At 41.3% G+C, this 24614-nt stretch carries 25 protein-coding genes; all 25 read left to right on the top strand.

Annotation, left to right across the window (positions count from 1 at the left end; genetic code table 11):
* Nucleotides 1-10 precede the first annotated feature (10 nt).
* The gene (gene fapR / locus MKX52_RS07515) at nucleotides 11-577 is read left to right on the top strand and encodes a transcription factor FapR (protein WP_012009927.1); all 567 of its coding nucleotides are present in this window, start codon (nucleotides 11-13) and stop codon (nucleotides 575-577) included.
* A gap of 15 nt (nucleotides 578-592) precedes the next feature.
* On the top strand, nucleotides 593-1591 hold the full coding sequence (plsX, locus tag MKX52_RS07520) for a phosphate acyltransferase PlsX (protein WP_058014010.1): 999 nt from the start codon (nucleotides 593-595) through the stop codon (nucleotides 1589-1591).
* Between the two features lie 15 nt (nucleotides 1592-1606).
* On the top strand, nucleotides 1607-2551 hold the full coding sequence (gene fabD, locus MKX52_RS07525) for an ACP S-malonyltransferase (RefSeq protein ID WP_119124838.1): 945 nt from the start codon (nucleotides 1607-1609) through the stop codon (nucleotides 2549-2551).
* Nucleotides 2551-3294: a 3-oxoacyl-[acyl-carrier-protein] reductase gene (gene fabG / locus MKX52_RS07530; protein WP_342491741.1), complete on the top strand. Its 744-nt coding sequence runs from the start codon at nucleotides 2551-2553 to the stop codon at nucleotides 3292-3294. Before fabD ends, fabG begins: the two co-directional genes overlap by 1 nt.
* A gap of 81 nt (nucleotides 3295-3375) precedes the next feature.
* Nucleotides 3376-3609, top strand: coding sequence for an acyl carrier protein (acpP, locus tag MKX52_RS07535; protein WP_012009931.1), 234 nt, complete (start codon nucleotides 3376-3378; stop codon nucleotides 3607-3609).
* A gap of 184 nt (nucleotides 3610-3793) precedes the next feature.
* Nucleotides 3794-4537: a ribonuclease III gene (rnc, locus tag MKX52_RS07540; RefSeq protein WP_012009932.1), complete on the top strand. Its 744-nt coding sequence runs from the start codon at nucleotides 3794-3796 to the stop codon at nucleotides 4535-4537.
* A gap of 105 nt (nucleotides 4538-4642) precedes the next feature.
* Nucleotides 4643-8203, top strand: a complete 3561-nt coding sequence (smc, locus tag MKX52_RS07545; RefSeq protein WP_342491742.1) for a chromosome segregation protein SMC — start codon at nucleotides 4643-4645, stop codon at nucleotides 8201-8203.
* A gap of 22 nt (nucleotides 8204-8225) precedes the next feature.
* Nucleotides 8226-9212 carry a signal recognition particle-docking protein FtsY gene (gene ftsY, locus MKX52_RS07550; protein ID WP_342491743.1) on the top strand — a complete coding sequence of 329 codons (987 nt, stop codon included), beginning with the start codon at nucleotides 8226-8228 and terminating at the stop codon, nucleotides 9210-9212.
* A 142-nt stretch (nucleotides 9213-9354) separates the two neighbouring features.
* Nucleotides 9355-9687 (top strand): putative DNA-binding protein, encoded by a 333-nt coding sequence (locus tag MKX52_RS07555; protein ID WP_012009935.1) that lies wholly within the window; start codon nucleotides 9355-9357, stop codon nucleotides 9685-9687.
* Nucleotides 9688-9700: 13 nt separating this feature from the next.
* The gene (gene ffh / locus MKX52_RS07560) at nucleotides 9701-11041 is read left to right on the top strand and encodes a signal recognition particle protein (protein ID WP_041117374.1); all 1341 of its coding nucleotides are present in this window, start codon (nucleotides 9701-9703) and stop codon (nucleotides 11039-11041) included.
* 105 nt (nucleotides 11042-11146) lie between these two features.
* Complete coding sequence (rpsP, locus tag MKX52_RS07565; protein WP_003212139.1) at nucleotides 11147-11419, top strand: 30S ribosomal protein S16; 273 nt, start codon at nucleotides 11147-11149, stop codon at nucleotides 11417-11419.
* Nucleotides 11419-11664 (top strand): KH domain-containing protein, encoded by a 246-nt coding sequence (locus MKX52_RS07570; protein WP_012009937.1) that lies wholly within the window; start codon nucleotides 11419-11421, stop codon nucleotides 11662-11664. The genes rpsP and MKX52_RS07570 overlap by 1 nt, the downstream gene beginning before the upstream one ends.
* Before the next feature lie 103 nt (nucleotides 11665-11767).
* On the top strand, nucleotides 11768-12154 hold the full coding sequence (locus MKX52_RS07575) for a YlqD family protein (RefSeq protein WP_003211186.1): 387 nt from the start codon (nucleotides 11768-11770) through the stop codon (nucleotides 12152-12154).
* Nucleotides 12155-12162: 8 nt separating this feature from the next.
* Nucleotides 12163-12687: a ribosome maturation factor RimM gene (rimM, locus tag MKX52_RS07580; RefSeq protein WP_012009938.1), complete on the top strand. Its 525-nt coding sequence runs from the start codon at nucleotides 12163-12165 to the stop codon at nucleotides 12685-12687.
* Entirely contained in the window at nucleotides 12684-13418 is a 735-nt protein-coding gene (gene trmD, locus MKX52_RS07585) for a tRNA (guanosine(37)-N1)-methyltransferase TrmD (protein WP_012009939.1), read from the top strand. The genes rimM and trmD overlap by 4 nt, the downstream gene beginning before the upstream one ends.
* A 137-nt stretch (nucleotides 13419-13555) precedes the next feature.
* Complete coding sequence (gene rplS, locus MKX52_RS07590; protein WP_012009940.1) at nucleotides 13556-13903, top strand: 50S ribosomal protein L19; 348 nt, start codon at nucleotides 13556-13558, stop codon at nucleotides 13901-13903.
* Nucleotides 13904-13991: 88 nt separating this feature from the next.
* On the top strand, nucleotides 13992-14840 hold the full coding sequence (gene ylqF / locus MKX52_RS07595; RefSeq protein ID WP_088001465.1) for a ribosome biogenesis GTPase YlqF: 849 nt from the start codon (nucleotides 13992-13994) through the stop codon (nucleotides 14838-14840).
* A 76-nt stretch (nucleotides 14841-14916) separates the two neighbouring features.
* On the top strand, nucleotides 14917-15681 hold the full coding sequence (locus MKX52_RS07600) for a ribonuclease HII (protein ID WP_088001463.1): 765 nt from the start codon (nucleotides 14917-14919) through the stop codon (nucleotides 15679-15681).
* A gap of 27 nt (nucleotides 15682-15708) precedes the next feature.
* Nucleotides 15709-17445, top strand: a complete 1737-nt coding sequence (locus MKX52_RS07605) for a glycosyltransferase (protein ID WP_342491744.1) — start codon at nucleotides 15709-15711, stop codon at nucleotides 17443-17445.
* Nucleotides 17442-17717 (top strand): FlhB-like flagellar biosynthesis protein, encoded by a 276-nt coding sequence (locus tag MKX52_RS07610; RefSeq protein ID WP_012009944.1) that lies wholly within the window; start codon nucleotides 17442-17444, stop codon nucleotides 17715-17717. Before MKX52_RS07605 ends, MKX52_RS07610 begins: the two co-directional genes overlap by 4 nt.
* Before the next feature lie 176 nt (nucleotides 17718-17893).
* The gene (gene sucC / locus MKX52_RS07615; protein WP_012009945.1) at nucleotides 17894-19054 is read left to right on the top strand and encodes an ADP-forming succinate--CoA ligase subunit beta; all 1161 of its coding nucleotides are present in this window, start codon (nucleotides 17894-17896) and stop codon (nucleotides 19052-19054) included.
* A gap of 22 nt (nucleotides 19055-19076) precedes the next feature.
* Nucleotides 19077-19979 carry a succinate--CoA ligase subunit alpha gene (gene sucD / locus MKX52_RS07620; protein WP_003212080.1) on the top strand — a complete coding sequence of 301 codons (903 nt, stop codon included), beginning with the start codon at nucleotides 19077-19079 and terminating at the stop codon, nucleotides 19977-19979.
* A 63-nt stretch (nucleotides 19980-20042) separates the two neighbouring features.
* Complete coding sequence (gene dprA / locus MKX52_RS07625; RefSeq protein ID WP_342491745.1) at nucleotides 20043-20945, top strand: DNA-processing protein DprA; 903 nt, start codon at nucleotides 20043-20045, stop codon at nucleotides 20943-20945.
* Nucleotides 20946-21138: 193 nt separating this feature from the next.
* A complete protein-coding gene (gene topA / locus MKX52_RS07630) occupies nucleotides 21139-23214 on the top strand; it encodes a type I DNA topoisomerase (protein ID WP_058014000.1) in 2076 nt (691 codons plus the stop codon).
* 70 nt (nucleotides 23215-23284) lie between these two features.
* A complete protein-coding gene (gene trmFO, locus MKX52_RS07635) occupies nucleotides 23285-24589 on the top strand; it encodes an FADH(2)-oxidizing methylenetetrahydrofolate--tRNA-(uracil(54)-C(5))-methyltransferase TrmFO (RefSeq protein WP_034662383.1) in 1305 nt (434 codons plus the stop codon).
* Nucleotides 24590-24614: the final 25 nt, after the last annotated feature.

Raw genomic sequence — 24614 nt, forward strand, 5'->3', positions numbered from 1 at the left:
GTGTCTGCATATGAAACTAAATAAAAAAGAACGTCAAAAACTTCTCCAGCAAACGATCAGCTCGACTCCGTTCATTACTGATGAAGAATTGGCAACTAAATTCGGTGTAAGCATTCAAACGGTTCGTCTAGATCGTTTGGAACTGTCAATCCCTGAATTACGCGAAAGAATTAAGCATGTGGCCGAAAAGACATTAGAGGATGAAGTGAAATCACTTCCACTGGATGAAGTGATTGGAGAAATGATTGATGTAGAGCTTGATGACCAAGCCATTTCTATTTTAGAAGTGAGAAAAGAGCATGTATTTAGCCGAAACCAAATTGCCAGGGGACATCATCTCTTCGCCCAGGCAAATTCGCTTGCAGTAGCGGTCATTGACGATGAACTGGCTTTAACAGCAAAAGCAAATATTAAATTTACAAGGCAGGTTAAACAAGGCGAACGAGTCGTCTCAAAAGCCAAAGTAGCCTCGCATGATAAAGAAAAAGGCAGAACTGTAGTTGAAGTGAACAGCTATGTCGGTGAAGAAGTTGTCTTCTCAGGAGACTTTGTCATGTATCGCTCAAAACAAAAGTAAAAGGTGGCACGTAATATGAGAATTGCAGTCGATGCAATGGGGGGAGACCATGCCCCTAAAGCCATTATTGACGGTGTGCAAAAAAGCTTAACGGCATTTTCAGATATCGAGATTACACTTGTCGGCGATGAAAATAAAATCAAACCATACATAACAAACAACGAGCGCATCACGATTTTAGATGCAAAAGAAGTCATTGAACCGACAGATGAACCAGTGCGTGCAGTTCGGCGTAAAAAAGATTCATCTATGGTGAAAATGGCGCAAGAAGTATCCGAAGGACGAGCAGATGCCTGTATTTCAGCAGGAAACACTGGCGCACTTATGACAGCAGGGCTGTTTATCGTAGGAAGAATTGATGGCATCGATAGACCAGCGCTTGCTCCGACACTGCCAACACTTGATGGCAGCGGGTTTTTATTACTAGATGTCGGCGCTAACGTTGATGCCAAACCAGAACACCTTGTGCAATATGCGATGATGGGTTCAATTTACGCAGAGCGTGTTTTTCCAAAGAGTAATCCGCGTGTAGGATTGTTAAATGTAGGAACAGAAGATAAAAAAGGCAACGATCTCACGAAAAAAACCTTTGAATTGTTAAAAGCATCAGACTTGAATTTCGTAGGAAATGTGGAGTCTCGTGACTTATTAGAAGGTGTAGCTGACGTCGTTGTCACAGATGGTTTCACAGGAAATATTGCTCTGAAAACGATTGAAGGCACAGCTCTTTCTGTATTTAAAATGCTGAAAGAAACCTTAACATCCAGCTTCACAGCAAAAATAGCGGCTGGTATGATGAAGCCGAAATTGATGCAGATGAAATCCAAAATGGATTACTCCGAATATGGTGGTGCCGCTTTATTTGGTTTAAAAGCACCTGTCATTAAAGCGCACGGTTCCTCTGATGAAAACGCCATTTTTCATGCCATTCGTCAGGCACGTGATATCGTAGAAAAAGACGTTTCAGCCATCATTCATCAAGAAGTCCAAAAAGAAACCACGAACGAGTCTTAATGGAGGTATAGCAGCATGACTAAAATTGCATTTTTATTCCCTGGCCAAGGCTCTCAAAAAATTGGCATGGGGAAAGATTTATTTGACCAAGAAGCAGTATCTAAAGCTGTATTTGAAGAAGCAGACAAGACCCTCGGTTTTGACTTATCTTCAATGATTTTTGAAGGAGATGCAGAAGAACTGACGCTCACTTATAACGCGCAGCCAGCTCTTTTAACAACAAGTATCGCCATCTTAAAGAAATTTGAAGAGAGCGGAATCAAAGCAGATTACGCAGCAGGACATAGCCTTGGGGAATATACGGCCCTTGTTGCTGCAGGCGCACTATCGTTTCAAGATGCTGTTTATGCAGTGAGAAAGCGCGGCGAATTAATGAACGAAGCTGTTCCAGCAGGAGAGGGCGCTATGGCAGCGATCCTTGGCTTAGATCAAACAGCGCTTTTAGAAGTGACAAAAGAAGTGACAGAGAGTGGCCATCTTGTAGAACTCGCTAACTTAAACTGTCCTGGTCAAATTGTAATCTCTGGTACAGCAAAAGGTGTCGAACTCGCTTCAGAAAAAGCGAAAGAAAAGGGCGCAAAACGTGCGATTGCCCTTGAAGTGAGCGGACCTTTCCATTCTGCCTTAATGAAACCAGCCGCTGAAAAATTCACAGATGTTTTGTCAAAGCTAGATATTTCAGATGCCAAAACACCAGTGATCTCAAATGTCACAGCAGACATCGTCACATCTCGTGATGCTATTGAAACAAAGCTCATTGAACAATTGTATTCTCCTGTTCGATTTGAAGAAAGCGTAGAACGTCTGATTGATTTAGGCGTGACAACGTTTATTGAAATTGGTCCGGGCAAAGTGCTTTCAGGTCTTGTGAAAAAGGTCAATCGCCGCCTGACAACCATTTCAGTTTCAGATCAGGAAACAATTGAAGCAGCCATTGAAACATTGAAGGGGGATTCTTGATGCTTACAAATAAAACAGCCGTTGTAACAGGTGCATCACGCGGGATTGGCCGTTCTATTGCGATCGATTTAGCAAAAAATGGTGCAAATGTTGTCGTCAACTATTCTGGAAACGAAGCAAAAGCAAATGAAGTCGTAGATGAAATCAAAGCACTTGGCCAGCAGGCTTTTGCCGTTAAAGCTGATGTTTCAAATGCTGAAGAAGTACAAGCGCTCATGAAACAAGCGGTTGACACATTTGGCTCAATTGACATCCTTGTCAATAATGCAGGGATTACAAAAGACAACCTGCTTATGAGAATGAAAGAAAATGAATGGGATGACGTCATTAACATAAACTTAAAAGGTGTCTTTAACTGTACAAAAGCCGTGACTCGTCAAATGATGAAACAGCGCAGTGGAAGAATCATCAACTTGGCTTCAGTGGTTGGCGTATGTGGAAACCCTGGACAAGCAAACTATGTTGCAGCAAAAGCTGGTGTCATCGGATTAACAAAAACAACAGCAAAAGAGCTGGCAACCCGTCACATTACAGTTAATGCAGTAGCACCAGGCTTTATTTCAACAGATATGACAGACAAGCTTGATGAGAATGTACAGAGTGAAATGCTTAAGCAGATCCCGCTTGCACGCTTTGGTGCACCTGAAGATATTAGCAACGTTGTTGTGTTTTTAGCTTCAGAAGGAGCAGGTTATATTACAGGCCAAACCATCCAAGTAGATGGCGGAATGGTCATGTCCTAAGAAATATCAAAATTTCATTAGGTTTTCTCTAGTTTTTTAAAAACGAATCAACTATAATACTTTGAGGGGAGGTGAAAGGCAATGGCAGACGTATTAGAGCGTGTAACAAAAATTATTGTAGACCGCCTTGGCGTTGATGAGGCTGACGTGAAAATGGAAGCTTCATTTAAAGAAGATTTAGGCGCTGATTCCCTTGATGTAGTTGAGCTAGTTATGGAACTTGAAGATGAGTTCGATATGGAAATTTCTGACGAAGATGCTGAAAAAATTGCAACAGTCGGTGACGCTGTGAACTACATAAATAGCCAGCAATAAGCGTAACAAAGTCCCGTCTATTTTCATGACGGGACTTTCAAAATTTATGTTAGTTTCAACATATTCAGCTGATCAATTGTCAGCCTTTTTCAGATGCTAAGGAGCATTGTTTCCTTGCATGTAGAAAGAGAGACTCCATATAATCAGTATCCTTAAAGGCGATTAAGCCTACCTGGAGGTTGCTATGCCAAAACAATATAAAGACAAACAGAAACAGAGCAAAAAACTAGAGCAATTTAGAGAATTCCAGCAGCGTATTTCTGTACACTTTCAAAATGAAAAACTTCTATATCAAGCGTTTACGCATTCCTCTTATGTGAATGAACACCGGAAAAAACCATACGAGGATAATGAAAGACTTGAGTTTTTAGGAGATGCTGTTTTGGAATTGACCATCTCCCAATTCTTATTTGCGAAATATCCTGCGATGAGCGAGGGAGATTTAACAAAACTAAGAGCAGCGATCGTATGTGAACCATCACTTGTGTCTCTGGCACATGAGCTGTCCTTCGGAGACCTTGTTCTTTTAGGAAAAGGCGAAGAAATGACCGGCGGTAGAAAACGTCCAGCACTTTTAGCAGACGTATTCGAGGCATTTATCGGAGCACTTTATTTAGATCAAGGGCTGGAGCCAGTAGAACGATTCCTAGAAGCCTATGTTTATCCGAAAATTAATGATGGAGCGTTCTCGCATGTCATGGACTTTAAAAGCCAGCTGCAAGAATTCGTTCAGCGCGATGGAAAAGGTGTACTCGAATACCGCATTTTGCATGAAAAAGGACCAGCACACAACCGTGAATTTGAAGCAAATGTCTCCCTTCGCGGGGAAGTGCTTGGAATTGGAAATGGTCGCAGTAAAAAAGAAGCAGAACAGCATGCTGCACAGGAAGCACTTGCTAAATTGCAGAAACATCATATGAACCAATAAAATCCCCCTCGTGATTCAGGGGGATTTCACTCTGTTTTCCATCATCTTTTTTCACTTCATATGGTAAGATGATAGTACTTTAAATACATAAGGAGGATCACTCTCATGTTCCTCAAACGTTTAGACGTGATAGGATTCAAATCTTTTGCGCAGCGAGTGACCGTGGACTTTGTCAAAGGGGTTACAGCTGTTGTCGGACCAAACGGAAGCGGCAAAAGTAATATTACCGATGCCATCCGCTGGGTACTTGGAGAACAATCAGCGAAAAGCCTCCGCGGAGGAAAAATGGAAGACATCATTTTTGCAGGAAGCGACTCAAGGAAAAGAGTCAATCTAGCAGAAGTGACTTTAACATTAGATAACGAAGACCACTTTTTACCGATCGATTTTCACGAAGTCAGTGTGACAAGAAGAGTCTATCGATCAGGAGAAAGTGAATTTCTCATAAACAATCAATCTGTCCGCTTAAAGGATATTATTGATCTTTTCATGGATTCAGGACTTGGAAAGGAAGCCTTCTCGATCATCAGCCAAGGGAAGGTAGAAGAAATTCTATCAAGTAAGGCAGAAGAGAGAAGAAGTATCTTTGAAGAAGCGGCTGGTGTTTTGAAATATAAAACAAGAAAGAAAAAAGCCGAGAATAAACTGTTTGAAACGCAGGACAACTTAAACCGAGTAGAAGATATTCTGCATGAACTAGAAGATCAAGTAGAACCTTTAAGAATGCAGGCATCTATTGCAAAGGACTATTTGCAAAAAAAAGAAGAGCTTGAAAATGTCGAAATCGCCTTAACTGTCCATGACATCGAAGCACTTCATGAAAAATGGACAACACTTGGTGAAGCTGTCGAGCGCTTCAAACAAGATGAAATGAAGCAATCCACAGAGATTCAAGCAAAAGAAGCAAAAATTGAAGAATCAAGAGACCGCATTCAAGCGCTTGACGAATCAATTAATGACTTGCAAGAAGTTCTTCTTTTCACAAGTGAGGAATTAGAAAAGCTTGAAGGTAAAAAAGAAGTACTAAAAGAACGGAAGAAAAATGCTGCCGCAAACCAGGGACAGCTAGAAGAAACACTCATTCGCTTAACTGAAAAGCAGGCGCAGCTAACCGGAAAAATTCAGCAGCAGAAAATCACGCGCGATAGCCTTCAAAAAGAAGTGCAGCAGCTAAAAGATGAAGTGAAAACGAAGCAGCATCAACTGTCGCTTCATAGTGAAGATGTGGAAGGTCAAATTGAACAGCTAAAAAGCGATTATTTTGATCTGCTCAATGAACAGGCTTCCATCCGCAACGAACGCAAATTGTTAGAAGAACAGCAGCGACAAGCGGCTATGCAGCTGGATCGGCTCACACAAAATAACCAAAAACATATTGAAGAGCGTGTATCTGTCAAAGAGAAGAAAACAGAGGCTCAGAAGCAGCTTTCAGCTCTAGAAGAAGACATTTTGGCTCAGGTCAAGCGGTTTAGAGAAGCGGAACAAAAGCTTGAGCAAATAAAACGTCAATACGAGAAAAAAGAAACGGCTCTTTATCAAGCCTATCAATATGTGCAGCAGGCAAAGTCAAAAAAAGAGATGCTAGAATCCATGCAGGAAGATTTCTCAGGCTTTTTCCAAGGAGTAAAAGAGGTTTTAAAGGCAAAAGAACGGTTAGGTGGTATTCACGGTGCCATTGCAGAGCTGATTCAAACAGATCAGCAGCATGAGACAGCGATTGAAATCGCGTTAGGCGCAGCAACACAGCACGTCGTCACAGAGAATGAAGCCGCCGCGCGACAAGCAATTGCATACTTAAAGCAGCACTCCTTTGGACGAGCAACTTTCCTGCCGATGAATGTGATCAAAGAAAGAACCATTCAGCATAGAGACGTCCAAACAGCCGAGCAGCATGCTGCATTTATCGGTGTAGCAAGTCAACTTGTTTCCTTTGATGAAAAATATCAAAAGGTCATACAGAACTTGCTTGGAACGGTTCTGATCGTTAGAGACTTAAAAGGCGCCAACGAACTCGCAAAAATGCTTGGTCATCGTTATCGCATCGTGACCCTTGATGGCGATGTCGTAAACCCAGGCGGTTCAATGACCGGTGGCGGTGTAAAGAAAAAGAACAACTCCCTTCTTTCAAGAAACAGGGAGATCGAAACATTAACAAAGCAGCTCGTTGAAATGGAAGAAAAAACAACGATCCTTGAAAAGGAAACAAAAGAAACGAAGCAATTAATTGCTGCAAATGAAAGCCAATTAAACGAACTGCGTCAGCGCGGCGAAACGCTTCGTGAACAGCAGCAAGAGCTCAAAGGGAAGCTATACGAACTGCAAGTAGCAGAAAAAAATATTAATGCTCACCTTGAACTCTATGACCAAGAAAAAGAAGAATTACAGCTGCGTTCTACTGAACTTATAGATAAGGACAAAGAGCAGGCAGCTCTTGAAGTTTCTATAGGGGAGAAATTGACCACCCTAGATCAAGAGATCAATACATTAACAAAGCGTAAGCAAACCCAAAGCTCAACGAAAGAAACCATTTCTGCCGAATTAACAGAGCTGAAAATCTCACTTGCTAAAAAAGAGCAGTCCTTAGCGAATGAACAAGAAAAGCTTTCGAGCTTAATGGCCGAATTAGAAGAGGCTGAACAAACGCTGACGGAAACAAAAGAAGATCTGTCACTCTTAACAAGTGAAATGACGTCTAGCTCAAGCGGGGCAGAACAGCTGGAAGAAGCAGCGAAAGAGAAACTGGAAAACAAAAACAAAACAACCTCACTCATTTCAGAGCGGCGTAAACAGCGTCTTGCTCTTTCTGAAACGTTAGAATTTGCTGAACGTGAACTGAAAGAACAAAAACGCCTTTACAAGCAGCTCACCACAAGCTTAAAAGATGAAGAGATTAAGCTTGGGCGTATGGAAGTTGAACTCGACAACCTCATCGCTTATTTGAACGAAGAGTATGCACTTTCGTTTGAAGGGGCAAAAGAGATGTATCATCTGACGCTATCGCCAGATGAAGCAAGAAAACGAGTGAAGCTGATCAAATTAGCCATTGAAGAGCTAGGAACAGTGAACTTAGGCAGCATTGATGAGTATGAACGAGTGAATGAACGCTACCTCTTCTTAACAGAACAGCGAAATGATCTGACAGAAGCGAAAAATACATTATTCCAAGTGATCGAAGAAATGGATCAAGAGATGACAAAGCGTTTCTCTGAAACATTCTCGCAAATTCGCGGACATTTTGAATCAGTTTTCCAAGCGTTATTTGGCGGCGGAAGAGCAGATCTTAAACTAACAGATCCAAACGATTTACTAAACTCTGGTGTTGATATTGTCGCGCAGCCGCCAGGGAAAAAGCTGCAAAACTTAAGCCTGCTTTCAGGCGGAGAGAGAGCATTAACAGCGATCGCCTTACTGTTCTCTATTTTAAAAGTCAGACCAGTACCATTTTGCGTATTAGATGAGGTAGAAGCGGCACTTGATGAAGCCAATGTTTTCCGCTTTGCTCAATATTTAAAAAAATACAGTCAAGAAACACAATTCATAGTCATTACGCACCGCAAAGGAACAATGGAAGAAGCGGATGTGCTCTACGGTGTGACGATGCAGGAGTCAGGTGTTTCTAAGCTTGTATCAGTCAAACTAGAAGAAACGAAAGAGCTTGTCCAGTAATTAAAGGAGGTTTTGGAACCAAATGAGCTTTTTTAAGAAATTAAAAGAAAAATTTACACAGCAAACCGATTCAGTATCAGAAAAGTTTAAAGATGGACTTGAAAAAACGAGAAACTCCTTTCAAGGAAGAGTAAACGAACTCATTTCACGCTACCGTAAAGTGGATGAAGACTTTTTTGAAGAATTAGAAGAAGTTCTGATCGGAGCAGATGTTGGTTTCACAACGGTGATGGAACTGATTGATGAGCTGAAGAAAGAAGTAAAACTAAGAAACATTCAAGACCCAAGTGAAGTTCAATCGGTCATCTCTGAAAAACTGGTTGAAATCTATAATAGCGGAGAGGAACAAATCTCTGCGCTGAATATCGAAGACGGGCGATTAAATATCATTTTATTTGTAGGTGTCAATGGTGTTGGGAAAACAACAACGATCGGCAAACTTGCAAATAAATTGAAAAATGAAGGAAAAACCGTCATTTTGGCAGCAGGTGATACATTCCGTGCCGGTGCCATTGAGCAGCTTGAAGTATGGGGAGAGCGTTCAGGCGTGCCTGTTGTCAAACAGACGGCTGGCTCTGACCCAGCAGCGGTCATCTATGATGCTGTTCAATCAGCAAAAGCGAAAAATGCGGATGTCCTTATTTGTGATACAGCAGGAAGACTGCAAAACAAAGTCAACTTGATGAAAGAGCTGGAGAAGGTCAAGAGAGTCATTGAACGCGAGGTTCCAGATGCACCGCATGAAGTGCTACTCGCTCTCGATGCAACAACGGGTCAAAATGCGATGGCACAAGCGAAGGAATTTTCTAAAGCGACGAATGTGACAGGAATTGCTTTAACAAAGCTTGACGGGACTGCAAAAGGCGGAATTGTCCTTGCCATTCGAAATGAGCTAAACATCCCTGTGAAGCTTGTCGGTTTAGGTGAAAAAGTAGACGATCTGCAAGAATTCGATGCAGAATCGTATGTGTATGGATTATTCTCAGACGTCATTGATCAAGAAGACTAACAAAAATGCCGGCAAATTCTGCTGGCATTTTTATTTATACGCCGCTTTATGAAGTGACAAGATAAAAACTTGACACACAGTAGAGAACCGTGTAAACTTAGTTGATGTAAAGGGAATGAACTTAACAAAGGGGAGAGAGCCCATGACGCTTGAAAAAACAACGAGAATGAACTACTTGTTTGACTTCTATCAATCGTTGTTAACCGCAAAGCAAAAGAGCTACATGTCGCTTTACTACCTAGACGATTTTTCCCTCGGTGAAATTGCGGATGAATATGAAGTATCAAGACAGGCTGTTTATGATAATATTAAACGGACTGAAGCGATGCTTGAACAATATGAAGAAAAGCTGCTCTTGTTTAAGAAATTTAAAGAGCGTAAAGAACTTCTCAAAAAAATGAGAGAGCTCGTAGCAGATTCCGCTCAGACGGAAGAAGCAGAAGCTTTAATTGAATCGCTTGAGAAATTAGATTAGGAGGCGGCACAGTATGGCATTTGAAGGATTAGCCGACCGACTGCAGCAGACGATTTCAAAAATCCGCGGCAAAGGAAAAGTGTCAGAACAAGATGTAAAAGAAATGATGCGCGAGGTTCGCCTTGCCCTTCTTGAAGCTGACGTCAATTTTAAAGTAGTCAAAGACTTTGTGAAAAAAGTAAGTGAGCGGGCAGTTGGACAAGAGGTCATGAAAAGCCTTACCCCTGGACAACAGGTCATTAAAGTTGTAAAAGAAGAGCTCACTGAATTAATGGGCGGAGAAGAGAGTAAAATCGCTGTAGCGAAAAAATCTCCGACGGTCATTATGATGGTTGGTCTTCAAGGGGCAGGTAAAACCACCACAACTGGGAAGCTTGCTAATTTACTTCGCAAAAAACATAATCGCAAGCCGATGATGGTGGCTGCAGATATTTACAGACCAGCAGCGATCCAGCAGCTTCAAACGCTAGGGAAACAGCTTGATATGCCTGTGTTTTCATTAGGTGATCAAGTCAGTCCTGTCGAGATTGCCAAACAGGCAATCGAAAAAGCGAAAGAAGAACACCATGATTATGTCATTTTAGATACAGCAGGACGTCTTCATATTGATGAAGAATTGATGGATGAACTTCAGAAAGTAAAAGAAGTAGCGAATCCAGAAGAAATTTTCCTTGTTGTTGACTCTATGACAGGTCAAGATGCTGTCAATGTAGCGAAAAGCTTTAATGAACAGCTTGGTTTAACAGGTGTTGTTCTAACGAAACTAGACGGGGATACACGAGGCGGTGCAGCACTTTCTATTCGAGCTGTCACCAATACGCCGATTAAATTCGCCGCGCTAGGTGAAAAGCTTGACGCGATTGAACCATTCCACCCAGAACGGATGGCGTCAAGAATTCTTGGCATGGGAGATGTGCTTACACTGATTGAAAAAGCACAGGCAAACGTGGACCAAGATAAAGCGAAAGAGCTTGAACAAAAAATGCGGACCATGAGCTTTACACTCGATGATTTCCTCGAGCAGCTTGGCCAAGTTCGTAACATGGGTCCACTTGATGAATTGATCCAAATGATGCCGGGAGCCGGTAAAATGAAGGGGCTCAAAAACGTCCAAGTAGACGAAAAGCAGCTCAATCACATCGAAGCGATCATTAAATCAATGACGACCGAGGAAAAAGAACAGCCAGAGGTCATCAATGCAAGCCGAAGAAAACGGATTGCAAAAGGAAGCGGAACATCTGTACAGGAAGTCAATCGCCTTTTAAAGCAATTTGACGAAATGAAAAAGATGATGAAGCAAATGACCAACATGTCCAAAGGAAAGAAAAAAGGCTTTAAATTACCATTTATGTAATTGGTTATACATGATAAAACCGTTGTTAAGAAAAAACACTTTACAAACCCTTTTATCATTGTTAATATACTATCTTGTTGAAATATTTTCGGAGGTGCTAGTAAAATGGCAGTAAAAATTCGTTTAAAACGTATGGGATCAAAAAGATCTCCTTTCTATCGTATTGTAGTAGCAGATTCTCGTTCACCACGTGACGGTCGTTTCATCGAAACAGTTGGAACATACAATCCAGTGTTATCACCAGCTGAGGTGAAAATCAACGAAGAATTAGCTCTTAAATGGCTTCAAAATGGTGCGAAACCATCTGATACAGTTCGCAACCTTTTCTCAAGCCAAGGAATTCTTGAAAAATTTCATAATGCGAAAAACAGCAAATAATGAATGAGCTGTCCTTGGAAGAATTGATTGTGTCCATCGTCGAGCCACTTGTTGATTTCCCTGAAGATATTCACGTATCTTCATTAGAAAAAGATGAGCAAGTGATTTACACACTGTCTGTCAATGCTGAAGATACCGGAAAGGTGATCGGAAAGCAGGGACGTACAGCAAAAGCGATACGAACAGTCATGTTTGCAGCAAGTGCAGAGTCTTCTAAGAAAGTTCAACTTGAGATTGCTGACTAAAAAGGGAGAGGGCTTAGGACCTCCCCTTTTTTTACACGTTTAAATCTATTTTTCGTTATACTGTAGAGGACAAATGCCTTCGGATAGGGGGACAAAAAGGAAGATGCAGATCATTCAACATGTCACCGTCATGCAAGTATTAACTGAAAGCAGTAAGGACAAACTGTTAACGACTTTTTTGGAGAAAAAAGAAAGACTAGAGCGTGAATGCAATCAACTATATTTTCAACTGAAAAAACATGAAAAAGAACCACATCAGCAAGAAGCCATCCCTCAATTTCAAAAAGCCATCGATAAACGGCAGGAGAAAATCCAGCAAATTGACTTTCAAGTAGAGCAGCTGCATATTTTGCCGCTTGGAAGTGAAATGAAAGAGACAGAAGTGGATGCGCTGGTTGAAGTGAACATAGGTGATAAATGGGATGACAAAATGCAAGATAATGTCATCGTTGTGAAAGACGGCACCATTGTGGAAATACGTCAGGGGTGATTGAGAACATGGAACAAGAATGGTTGAATGTTGGAAAGATTGTCAATACACACGGAGTACGCGGAGAAGTACGCGTCGTGTCAAAGACAGATTTCCCAGAAGAGCGTTACAAAAAAGGAAGCGTCCTCTATATCTTTAAACAAGGTCAAGGGGAGCCGCTGAAAGTCACTGTCGCATCACATAGGCAGCATAAACAGTTTGATTTGCTCACATTTGAAGAAATTAGCTCATTAAATGAAGCAGAGCTATTGAAAGAATCAATCTTAAAAGTAGAAAAAGAACATCTCGGCTCTTTAGATGAAGGAGAGTTTTATTTCCACCAAATCATTGGCTGTGAAGTATACGATGAAGAGAATCAGCTTGTCGGTCAAATCAAAGAGATTTTAACACCAGGGGCAAATGATGTCTGGGTCGTCGGAAGAAAAGGTAAAAAAGATGCCTTGATTCCTTATATCCCATCTGTCGTCAAAAAGATCGATATCTCATCCAAAACCATACACATTGAAGTGATGGAAGGACTCATTGACGAATGAAAATCGACTTCTTAACACTTTTTCCTGAAATGTTCGAAGGTGTGCTCCACTCATCGATCTTGAAAAAGGCACAGGAGAAAGAAGCTGTCTCATTCAATGTTGTCAATTTTAGAGAGTATTCGGATCATAAGCATAAAACAGTAGATGACTATCCGTATGGCGGCGGTGCTGGTATGGTACTGAAAGCTCAGCCCGTATTCGATGCGGTAGAAGATTTGACGAACAAAGCAAGCAAGAAGCCCCGAATTATTCTTGTCTGTCCTCAAGGAGAAAGATATACACAAAAGAAGGCAGAGGAACTTGCAAAAGAAGAACACCTTATGTTCATTTGCGGCCATTATGAAGGCTACGATGAGCGCATCAGGGAGCATCTTGTCACAGATGAAATCTCAATCGGAGATTTCGTTCTCACAGGCGGAGAGCTGCCAGCGATGATGATTGCAGACAGTGTGGTCAGGCTTTTGCCTCATGTGCTTGGAAAAGAAGCGTCTCACATTGAAGATTCATTTAGTACAGGTTTGCTAGAGCATCCTCACTATACAAGGCCAGCCGATTATAAAGGACTAAAAGTGCCGGATGTGCTCCTTTCTGGAAATCATGCCAAAATAGAAGAGTGGCGGCGCAAAGAATCTTTGAAGCGAACTTATACAAGACGGCCAGATTTGATCGATTCTTGCAAAACGTTAACAGAAGAAGAAAAAAGATGGCTTTGGCAGCTTCATAATGACTAGATTGTATTGCACACTGCATATAGGTATGGTATGATACTACTTGTGACTTGGACGGCTTGCCGATTCAAGTTTGAAAACGATGTTCCGCTGCAATGAAGAAAGAGGACATGAGCATCTGTTGGAAGGAGTTGAAAACGATGCAACAATTGATTGAAGAAATCACAAAAGAACAATTACGCACTGATCTTCCTGCGTTCCGTCCTGGTGACACTTTACGTGTACACGTTAAAGTTGTCGAGGGTACTCGTGAGCGTATCCAGATCTTTGAAGGTGTTGTAATTAAGCGTCGTGGTGGTGGAATCAGCGAAACTTTCACAGTTCGTAAGATTTCTTACGGTGTAGGCGTTGAGCGTACATTCCCTGTACACACACCAAAAATCGCTAACATCGAAGTTGTACGTCACGGTAAGGTACGTCGTGCGAAACTTTACTACCTACGTGAACTTCGCGGTAAAGCGGCTCGTATCAAAGAAATCAGACGATAATGATATCAAAAGAAAGAGCTTGTTACCTGTAACAGGCTCTTTTTTTGTACAATGTATAGAGATAATCGATAGAAGAGAAGGTGCACATATGACGATTCAATGGTTTCCAGGCCATATGGCAAAAGCAAGACGTGAAGTCACAGAAAAATTAAAGCTCATCGACATCGTATTTGAATTAACCGATGCTAGAATTCCGATGTCCTCTAGAAACCCAATGATCGAAGAAATCCTTCAGAACAAACCCAAAATCATGCTATTAAACAAAGCGGATAAAGCGGATCCTCGTGTGACAAAGGAGTGGCAGGCGCACTTTGAGCAGCAAGGCGTTCGGTCACTTGCTATTAACTCTGTCGATGGACAAGGGTTAAACCAGATCATCACAACTTCAAAAGAAATCTTAAAAGAAAAATTCGACCGCATGAAAGCCAAAGGTGTCAAACCACGTGCAATTCGGGCGCTGATTATCGGAATTCCCAACGTCGGGAAATCGACCTTAATCAATCGTTTAGCGAAAAAGAACATTGCCAAAACAGGAGACCGTCCTGGTATTACCACCTCACAGCAATGGGTGAAGGTAGGGAAAGAATTGGAACTGCTCGATACACCTGGAATCCTCTGGCCGAAGTTTGAAGATGAGAAAGTAGGGCTCAGGCTAGCAGTAACTGGAGCGATCAAAGATTCTATCATTAACTTACAGGATGTTGCTGTGTATGGACTTCGCTTTCTAGAAGAAAACTATCCAGAGAGATTAAAAAAGCGCTATGACCTAACAGACATCCCTGAAGATACGGCTGAGCTGTTTGATGCAATAGGTACAAAGCGCGGCTGTCTTATGAGCGGTGGATTTATTAATTACGACAAAACCACCGAAATCATTATTCGGGATATTCGAACAGAAAAATTTGGTCCCCTCACTTTTGAGAAGCCTGAAAGCTAAAAGACACGCAGCTCATGCGGGTCTTTATTTTTTGCGGAAAACTGCCGATATAAAGAAGGAGGCTGACAAAAAGCCTATGTACACAGTGAAACAAATAAAAGAATTGATAGAAAAGCATTCGCAAGACGAGTCATACATTCATGAGCTTGTAAAAGATGACAAGAGAAAAAGTGTCCAAAAACTGATAGAGAAGTGGCACAAAGAGAGAGAAAAGCAGCAGCAACTTCATGCAGCATGGCATGAGATGCTGCAATTTGAAAACAATGCGAAGGCGCAGGGATACACATGTATTGCTGGAATAGATGAAGCAGGAAGGGGACCCCTGGCAGGCCCCGTTGTCGCAGCAGCTGTCATATTAAAGGACGATACAGTCCTGCTCGGTTTAAACGACTCAAAACAATTATCTGAGAAAAAAAGATTGGCATATTATGACTTGATTCAGAAAGAAGCACTTGATATCGGAATCGGCATTGTTGATGCGGCTACGATTGATGAAATCAATATTTACGAGGCATCAAGACTGGCGATGGTGAGAGCAGTGGAGCAATTAACTCATACACCTGATTATCTACTCATAGATGCCATGACGCTCCCGCTTCCTATTCACCAGGAGAATATCATCAAAGGAGACGCAAAAAGTGCATCTATCGCAGCAGGTGCATGTATTGCAAAGGTGACAAGAGATCAGATGATGGAAGAATACGGGCGTCAGTACCCTGAGTATCAATTTGAAAAACATAAAGGGTACGGAACAAAAGAGCATCTGGCTGCCATTCAAACACATGGAGCTGCCCCAATCCATCGATTATCATTTGCGCCGGTGAAATCCGTTATATCATAAATTTTTGACCTAAGGAGGCTGCCTGTGATGACAAGAGTTGAGGATATACATACAGCACTGAATAGCCGGCTGAATACGGCAGAAGCTGTGCCATTAAACACCGAAGGAAAGGAAAATGTGCATCGGTTGATTCTCGGTAAAGTACTGAAAATGCTCGGAGATGATACGGCCCTTGTTCAAATAGGCTCAACAAAAATAAAAGCGCAGCTAGCGGCTCAGCTCAAAGCAGACGCATTTTATTGGTTCCAATTTGAACAAGAGGGTGGAGGCAGCCTCAATAAACTAAGGCCAGTCCAGCAATTTGACCAAGATCCTAAGACATTAAAGGATGCAGCTGCCAAATTATTAGAAGGTCTCTCTCTGAAAAACGGACTTGAAAACATCTTAACAGCTACAGCTTTTTTAAAAGAAAAGTCCGTCATCAATGAGGCAGAATTAAAAACGGCAGTGAAATGGATCGAACAGCTTCAAGGAACTGATGTGAAAAAAGGTCTCCAGTCACTCCTATTTGCTTTAAAAAAAGACTTGCCGATTCAGGAAGGAGTACTTCAATCCATTTTAGCCGTGAAATCATCCTCTGCTCTCCATCAGGATATGACAGCGCTGCTAGAACGCTTAACACAGCTCCCGAAGCACTCAGACGCCACACAGGCCCTTACACAAGCCGTTCGATCAGTTATAGGTGCTGAGACAACTGTCCATGCAGAAAAGCTCTTATCGCTCCTTCTAGCAGCGAAAGAAGGGGCGGCGAAGCAAGGAGGAAATCTACCTGTAGTGCCTCAGTCTAATCTGTCTCAACCAAAAGAAACTAGTCAGAACCCAGTAGCACAAGAGCGTCAGACGACCCAAGTTATTCAATCTAACGTGCAGCAATCAACAAGTCCAAAAGAGCTGCAAATCCCGCCTCAGCAAATTGAGCGGATACTTACAAGTTTGATGAAACAAGGTGCAGATGGGCAGCAAGAGCCTAACTTAAAACAGCTCACGTCATTGTTGCAAGGACTTCAGCAGGCAGGATATCAGCCGGATGCAAAAGCAACTGTGCTCCAAAAAGAATTTCCGTTCCTGTCAAAAACAGAGGCGAAAGTATTGGCTCAGGTGGTACAGCAGACGGAACCCACATTAAGCAATAAAACCGATGTGCTCGATTTACTCATGACGATGAAAAAGGCAATAGGTGTACGTGATGAAATCGGTATGCTGAAACTACTCGAAAAAGGCAGTCAGGATGTAAAAAGTCAGGAGCTTCACCAATTAAAGCTCGTTTTAAATGATGTGAGGCAGTCTGATTTACCAGAGCCCGTAAAAAAAGAAGTCGATCAATTGTTTCATAGATTGAACGGGCAGTTATTTGTGCAGCAGGAGAATCAAACCATCAGCCAAATGATGGTCTCTTATCCGCTCTTTTCAAAACATAGTGTTCAAGATTTAACCTTTATTCTAAAAGGACATAAGAAAAAAGATGGGTCTATAGATATTTCTCAGTGTCGGCTCATGTTTTACTTAAACATGGAAAACCTCGAAGAAACATTAATCGACTGTACGATTCAGCAAAAGGTTATGTCAATTACAGTTGAAACTGGTCATGAACTTCAAGGAATCATTAATCCGATGATTCCAGCTGTTCGGGAGAATTTAAATGCCTTAGGATATAGCCTTACAGGGATTACAGCAAAGAAGAGACAAGAGCCAGTAGATCCGTCTCACTTTCTAGATGAACACTTTCATAAAATCAGCGAGAAAGGGCTGGACTTACGAGTATGAAGGATTCAAAACCGCTTAGAAGGGCGGTCGCTCTACATTATGATGAAGAAAAACAAAAGGCGCCAAAAGTCGTCGCCACAGGGAGCGGCTATGTGGCAGACAATATTATTGAAGAAGCCAAAAAGTCGGGAGTTCCTATCCAAGAAGACCGTAATTTAGTCGAACTCATGCGCCACTTAACACTGGATGAAGAGATCCCTGAAGCGTTATACGATACTGTAGCAGAAATATTTTCGTTTATCTATAGGTTAGATCAAAAAATGAAAAAATAAGGTAAAATAAGTGATTTGGATGAAAAATTTATATTTTTAATAAAATAAAAGTTTGAATGTTTAGAAGGATTTTACGATTTTACATAGAACCCTAGACATTCTCTTTTTTATTCTTTAAAATGAAAGCGCAGTCTATTTTATATTTTTTGTTTCTACATATGTTGGGAGGATGGGAAATGAATATCCATGAGTACCAAGGAAAAGAAATCCTAAGAAAATATGGGGTTTCAGTTCCAAATGGTAAAGTAGCATTTACACCTGATGAAGCAGTGAAAGCATCAGAAGAGCTAGAAAGCTCTGTATATGTCGTAAAAGCACAGATTCATGCAGGCGGCCGTGGCAAAGCAGGCGGGGTAAAAATTGCAAAAACAAAAGATGAAGTGAAAGGGTTTGCAGAGGAATTGCTCGGCAAAACACTTGTCACACATCAAACTGGTCCTGAGGGACGCGAAATAAAACGCTTACTTATTGAAGAAGGCTGCGATATCCAAAAGGAGTACTACGTAGGACTTGTTTTGGACAGAGCGACATCAAGAATTGTATTGATGGCTTCTGAAGAAGGCGGTACTGAAATTGAAGAAGTAGCAGAAAAAACGCCAGAAAAAATCGTCAAAGTGGTCATCGACCCAGCGATTGGATTGCAAGGCTATCAGGCGAGAGAAGTAGCGTTTAAAATTAATATTCCAACAAAATTAGTTGGCCAAGCTGTTAAGTTTATGACAAGTCTTTACAATGCGTTCATTGAAAAAGATTGTTCAATTGCTGAGATTAATCCACTTGTTGTAACAGGCGATGGAAAAGTCATGGCACTTGATGCGAAATTAAACTTTGATAGCAATGCCTTATATAGACAAAAAGATATATTAGAATACCGTGACCTTGATGAAGAGGATCCAAAAGAAATTGAAGCATCTAAATATGATCTGAGCTACATTTCTCTAGATGGAAATATCGGCTGTATGGTCAATGGTGCAGGTCTTGCGATGTCTACAATGGATATCATCAAGCATTACGGCGGGGACCCTGCAAACTTCCTGGATGTTGGCGGCGGTGCAACAGCTGAAAAAGTAACGGAAGCATTTAAAATCATCTTATCTGATCAAAATGTAAAAGGGATTTTCGTGAACATTTTTGGCGGCATCATGAAATGTGATGTCATTGCAGAAGGTGTCGTTGAAGCGACGAAACAAGTCGGCTTAACATTACCACTCGTTGTACGTCTTGAAGGAACAAACGTTGAATTAGGGAAGAAAATCCTGAGCGATTCAGGCTTAAATATCACTTCTGCTGAGTCTATGGCTGACGGGGCAGAAAAGATTGTATCTTTAGTCAAGTAGAGCAGAAAGGCAGGGAACCTAAATGAGTGTATTTATTAATAAAAATACGAGAGTAATTGTTCAGGGGATTACCGGTTCAACCGCATTGTTCCATACAAAACAAATGATTGAGTACGGAACAAATATTGTTGGCGGTGTCACTCCTGGAAAAGGTGGAACTGAAGTAGAAGGAGTTCCTGTATTTAATACAGTATCTGAAGCTGTTCAAACAACTGGAGCAAATGCTTCTGTTATCTATGTACCAGCACCATTTGCAGCAGATGCCATTTTAGAGGCTGTTGATGCAGAAGTCGATCTAGTCATTTGTATTACAGAACATATTCCAGTACTTGACATGGTCAAAGTGAAACGGTATATGGAAGGGAAAAAGACAAGACTTGTTGGCCCTAACTGCCCAGGCGTCATTACACCTGAAGAATGTAAGATTGGGATCATGCCAGGCTACATTCATAAAAAAGGTCATGTGGGTGTTGTTTCTCGTTCTGGAACGCTTACATATGAAGCGGTACATCAGCTTTCAGAAGCTGGCGTTGGTCAATCAACAGCTGTAGGAATCGGCGGAGACCCTGTCAATGGGACAAACTTTATTGATGTATTAAAAGCATTCAATGAAGACCCTGATACACATGCTGTCATTATGATCGGTGAAATCGGCGGTACGGCTGAAGAAGAAGCAGCTGAATGGGTAAAAGCGAATATGACAAAACCTGTTGTTGGTTTTATTGGTGGTAAAACGGCGCCTCCAGGAAAACGCATGGGACATGCTGGTGCCATTATTTCTGGTGGTAAAGGAACAGCTGATGAAAAAGTAAAAACAATGCGTGAATGTGGAATTGAAGTGGCAGAGACACCATCTGTCATGGGAGAAACATTGATTAAAGTACTAAAAGAGAAGAATCTCTTTGAAGCTTGTAAAACGCATTAATGACACAAGAAGACTTGTTCTTTGACAAGTCTTCTTCTTTCTATCTTAAACAGGAGGAATGGTATGTACAACGTGTCCGAAAGAATGATTTTTCACCGCTTAAAAGGCCTCATCTCACCCTCTTTGTTAATAAAATGGTGGAAAGTCGATCCCGAGCTATATATAAATGAAGAAACACATCATTTCAAACAGGATCGATCATTACAAACAATCGACTTCACCCGCTTAAAACAAGCCGAAGAAAAAGAATTCCCCATTTTTCAACACATCGTTCAAGCCTATTTAAAGCAAAACATTCACATGATTCCCATCACATCACCCATATATCCCAACACACTAAAACATATTTATGATCCTCCCCCTGTGTTATTCCTAAAAGGAAACATATCGTATTTAAATGAAGAAAAAAGTTTAGGTGTAGTAGGCACACGAGTTCCATCGTCTTATGGAGAAGCATGTGTGAAGAAAATTGTTGGTGAACTTGTAAAGGAAAATTGGATGATTGTCAGTGGCTTAGCAAAAGGCATTGATGGACTTGCACATAAAGAGTGCATAAGAAATAAAGGGAAAACGATTGGTATTATAGCAGGCGGATTTCAGCATTTATACCCAAAGGAACATGTGCAAATGGCTGAATACATGGGCGAGCATCATTTGCTTTTGTCTGAGCATCCACCTTATGTCAAGCCAGAAAAGTGGCATTTTCCTTTGAGGAATCGTTTAATTAGTGCGCTCACAAGTGGAACCATCGTGATTCAGTGCAAAGAAAAGAGCGGTTCACTCATTACTGCCTATCAAGCACTTGAGCAAGGCAAAGAGGTATTTGCCGTTGCAGGATCAATCTTTGATCCTAATTCTACAGGTCCAGCCAGACTTATACAGCAGGGAGCTAAGCTTGTTCATTCAACGAAGGATATTTTAGAGGAATTCTCCTTCCGCAGTGTTCAATATACTGAACTCTCATAAAAATATCGTTTGACAAAAGACATAGGAATATTTAATAATAGTGAGGATTTAAGTTTACACTTTGTTTTTCGTGTTTATAATGATGTTCATCATAAAGAATTTTTAATGATTGCCTGTTAGATAGGTGCAATTAACATAAATATGAATTGTGAAATGTATAAAGAGAGAACACCTCTTAAGGGGGATTTTGAGTATGGCTGATTATTTAGTCATCGTTGAGTCGCCAGCCAAGGCGAAAACGATTGAGCGTTATTTAGGTAAAAAGTATAAAGTAAAGGCTTCAATGGGACACATAAGAGATTTACCGAAAAGTCAGCTTGGTGTTGACACTGAGCATGACTTCGAACCGAGGTATATTACGATTCGCGGGAAAGGCCCCGTGTTAAAAGAATTAAAAACAGCTGCGAAAAAAGCAAAGAAAGTCTATCTCGCAGCTGACCCCGATAGAGAGGGAGAAGCGATTGCTTGGCATTTAGCGCATAGCCTTGACCTTGACCTCTCTTCTGACTGCCGCGTTGTCTTTAATGAGATTACAAAAGATGCTATTAAAGATTCCTTTAAGCATCCACGTATGATCAATATGGATTTAGTTGATGCACAGCAGGCAAGACGGATCTTAGATCGTCTCGTTGGGTATAAAATTAGTCCGATTTTATGGAAGAAAGTGAAAAAGGGCTTAAGTGCCGGTCGTGTTCAATCAGTTGCACTCCGCCTGATCATTGATCGCGAGAATGAAATCAATGAATTTAAACCAGAAGAATACTGGACAATTGACGGTACATTCCTAAAAGGAAAAGAAAGCTTCGAAGCGAGCTTCTTTGGCGTTAATGGCAAAAAGCATCCACTGAAAACAAAAGAAGATGTAAAAGAAATCCTTTCGAAACTAAAAGGGAGCAAATTTTCCGTAGAGAAAGTGACGAAAAAAGAGCGTAAACGCAACCCAGCTGTTCCGTTTACAACATCTACTTTACAGCAAGAGGCTGCAAGAAAATTAAACTTCCGTGCGAAAAAGACGATGATGATTGCGCAGCAATTATATGAAGGAATTGATCTTGGTAAAGAAGGTACAGTCGGACTCATTACATACATGAGAACAGACTCAACTCGTATTTCCAATACGGCAATTGAAGAAGTATCTGCTTTCATTGATCAGACGTACGGTAAGAATTTCTTAAATACAACAAAACGAACCGCTAAAAAGAATGAAAATGCACAAGATGCTCACGAAGCCATCAGACCGACATCTACGCTAAGAAAACCAGCAGATGTCAAACATGTCTTAAGCCGAGATCAGCTTCGTTTGTATAAATTGATTTGGGAACGATTCGTGGCAAGCCAAATGGCGCCGGCTGTTCTTGATACAATGAGTGTGGATCTTGATAATAACGGACTTACATTCCGTGCTAACGGAAGCAAAGTGAAATTCCCTGGATTCATGAAGGTATATGTAGAAGGGAAAGACGACCAGCTAGAAGAAAAGGACAAAATGTTGCCTGATCTTAAAGAAGGTGATACGGTTCTTTCTAAAGATATTGAACCTGAACAGCACTTCACGCAGCCGCCTCCGCGCTACACTGAGGCAAGACTTGTCAAAACACTTGAAGAGCTAGGTATAGGCCGTCCATCTACTTATGCACCAACATTAGATACGATTCAAAAGCGTGGCTATGTCGCACTTGATAATAAACGGTTTATCCCAACAGAGCTTGGGGAAATTGTTCTCAACTTAATCATTGAATTCTTCCCTGAAATCATTAACGTGGAATTCACGGCGAAAATGGAAAAAGAACTTGATAGCGTTGAAGAAGGTACGATTGAATGGGTTCGGATTATCGACAGCTTCTATCAAGACTTTGCAAAACGGGTCGAAAAAGCAGAAGCAGAAATGCAAGAAGTTGAAATTGAGCCTGAATACGCCGGAGTTGACTGTGAAGAGTGTGGACATCCGATGGTGTACAAAATGGGTCGATACGGTAAGTTTATGGCTTGCTCTAATTTTCCTGATTGCCGTAACACAAAACCAATTGTGAAAGACATCGGTGTGAAATGCCCAACATGTCATGAAGGAAACATTGTTGAACGTAAATCTAAGAAGCGCCGCATTTTTTATGGCTGTGATCGTTTCCCGGAGTGCGAATTCGTCTCTTGGGACAAACCGATTGAAAGAAAGTGTCCAAAATGCGAAAATATGCTTGTAGAGAAAAAGCTGAAAAAAGGCATGCAAGTTCAATGTGTGAACTGTGATTATAAAGAGGAACAACAAAAATAGCGGTGGGCAACCTTGTTCACCTGCTTTTTTATGTCATCAAACAGAACTTACGAAATAGGAGAGTTGTACAATGAGTCAATTTGTAAACGTGATCGGAGCAGGTTTAGCTGGAAGTGAAGCGGCATGGCAAATTGCTAAACGCGGAATTAAAGTCAACTTATATGAAATGAGACCTGTCAAACAAACACCAGCTCACCACACAGATAAATTTGCCGAGCTTGTATGCAGTAATTCACTGCGTGCTAACGCTTTGACAAATGCGGTCGGTGTATTAAAGGAAGAAATGCGTCATTTAGATTCAGCGATTATCGCAGCAGCAGATGAAAGCTCAGTGCCTGCTGGCGGAGCGCTTGCAGTAGATCGTCATGAATTTGCAGCAAACGTTACTGATCGAGTCAAAAATCACCCGAATGTGACAGTTTTTCAAGAAGAAGTACAAAGCATTCCAGAAGGCCCAACAATTATTGCAACAGGCCCGCTTACATCTGAAGCACTTTCAAAAGAATTAAAATCGTTAACTGGAGAAGAGTATCTGTACTTTTACGATGCAGCGGCACCTATCCTAGAGAAAGATAGCATTGATATGGATAAGGTGTACTTGAAATCTCGTTATGATAAAGGAGAAGCCGCTTATTTAAACTGTCCAATGACAGAAGAAGAATTCGACCGTTTTTATGAGGCGCTTATTTCTGCTGAAACAGTTCCATTAAAAGAGTTTGAAAAAGAAATCTTCTTTGAAGGTTGTATGCCAATTGAAGTCATGGCGAAAAGAGGAAAGAAAACGATGTTGTTTGGTCCGATGAAGCCAGTAGGACTTGAAGATCCGAAAACAGGAAAAAGACCTTACGCTGTTGTTCAATTAAGACAAGATGATGCAGCAGGTACTTTATATAACATCGTTGGCTTCCAGACACATCTGAAGTGGGGCGACCAAAAGGAAGTATTCCGCTTGATTCCCGGTCTTGAAGAAGCAGAAATTGTTCGTTATGGTGTGATGCATCGCAATACTTTCATTAACTCACCAAGTCTTTTAAAACCAACGTACCAGTTTAAAAATAGAGAAGATCTATTCTTTGCTGGACAAATGACAGGCGTTGAAGGCTATGTCGAGTCCGCAGCGTCCGGACTAGTGGCTGGAATTAACGCCGCTCGTTTTGTCAAAGGAGAAGAGCTTGTGACACTTCCTGAGGAAACAGCGATCGGCAGCATGGCTTATTACATCACATCAACAAATAAGAAAAGCTTCCAGCCAATGAATGCGAATTTTGGTTTGTTGAAAGATCTTGGTGTTCGTATTAAAAACAAACAAGAGCGATATGCAGAGTACGCTAAGCGCGCAATCGAAACTATTCAAACTATTTCGAAATCTCTGTAGTAAAACATTGCACGGAAAGCAAGAT

It is taken from the genome of Bacillus sp. FSL R5-0422 (assembly GCF_038610765.1).
Taxonomy (GTDB): Bacteria; Bacillota; Bacilli; order Bacillales; family Bacillaceae; genus Bacillus; species Bacillus pumilus_O.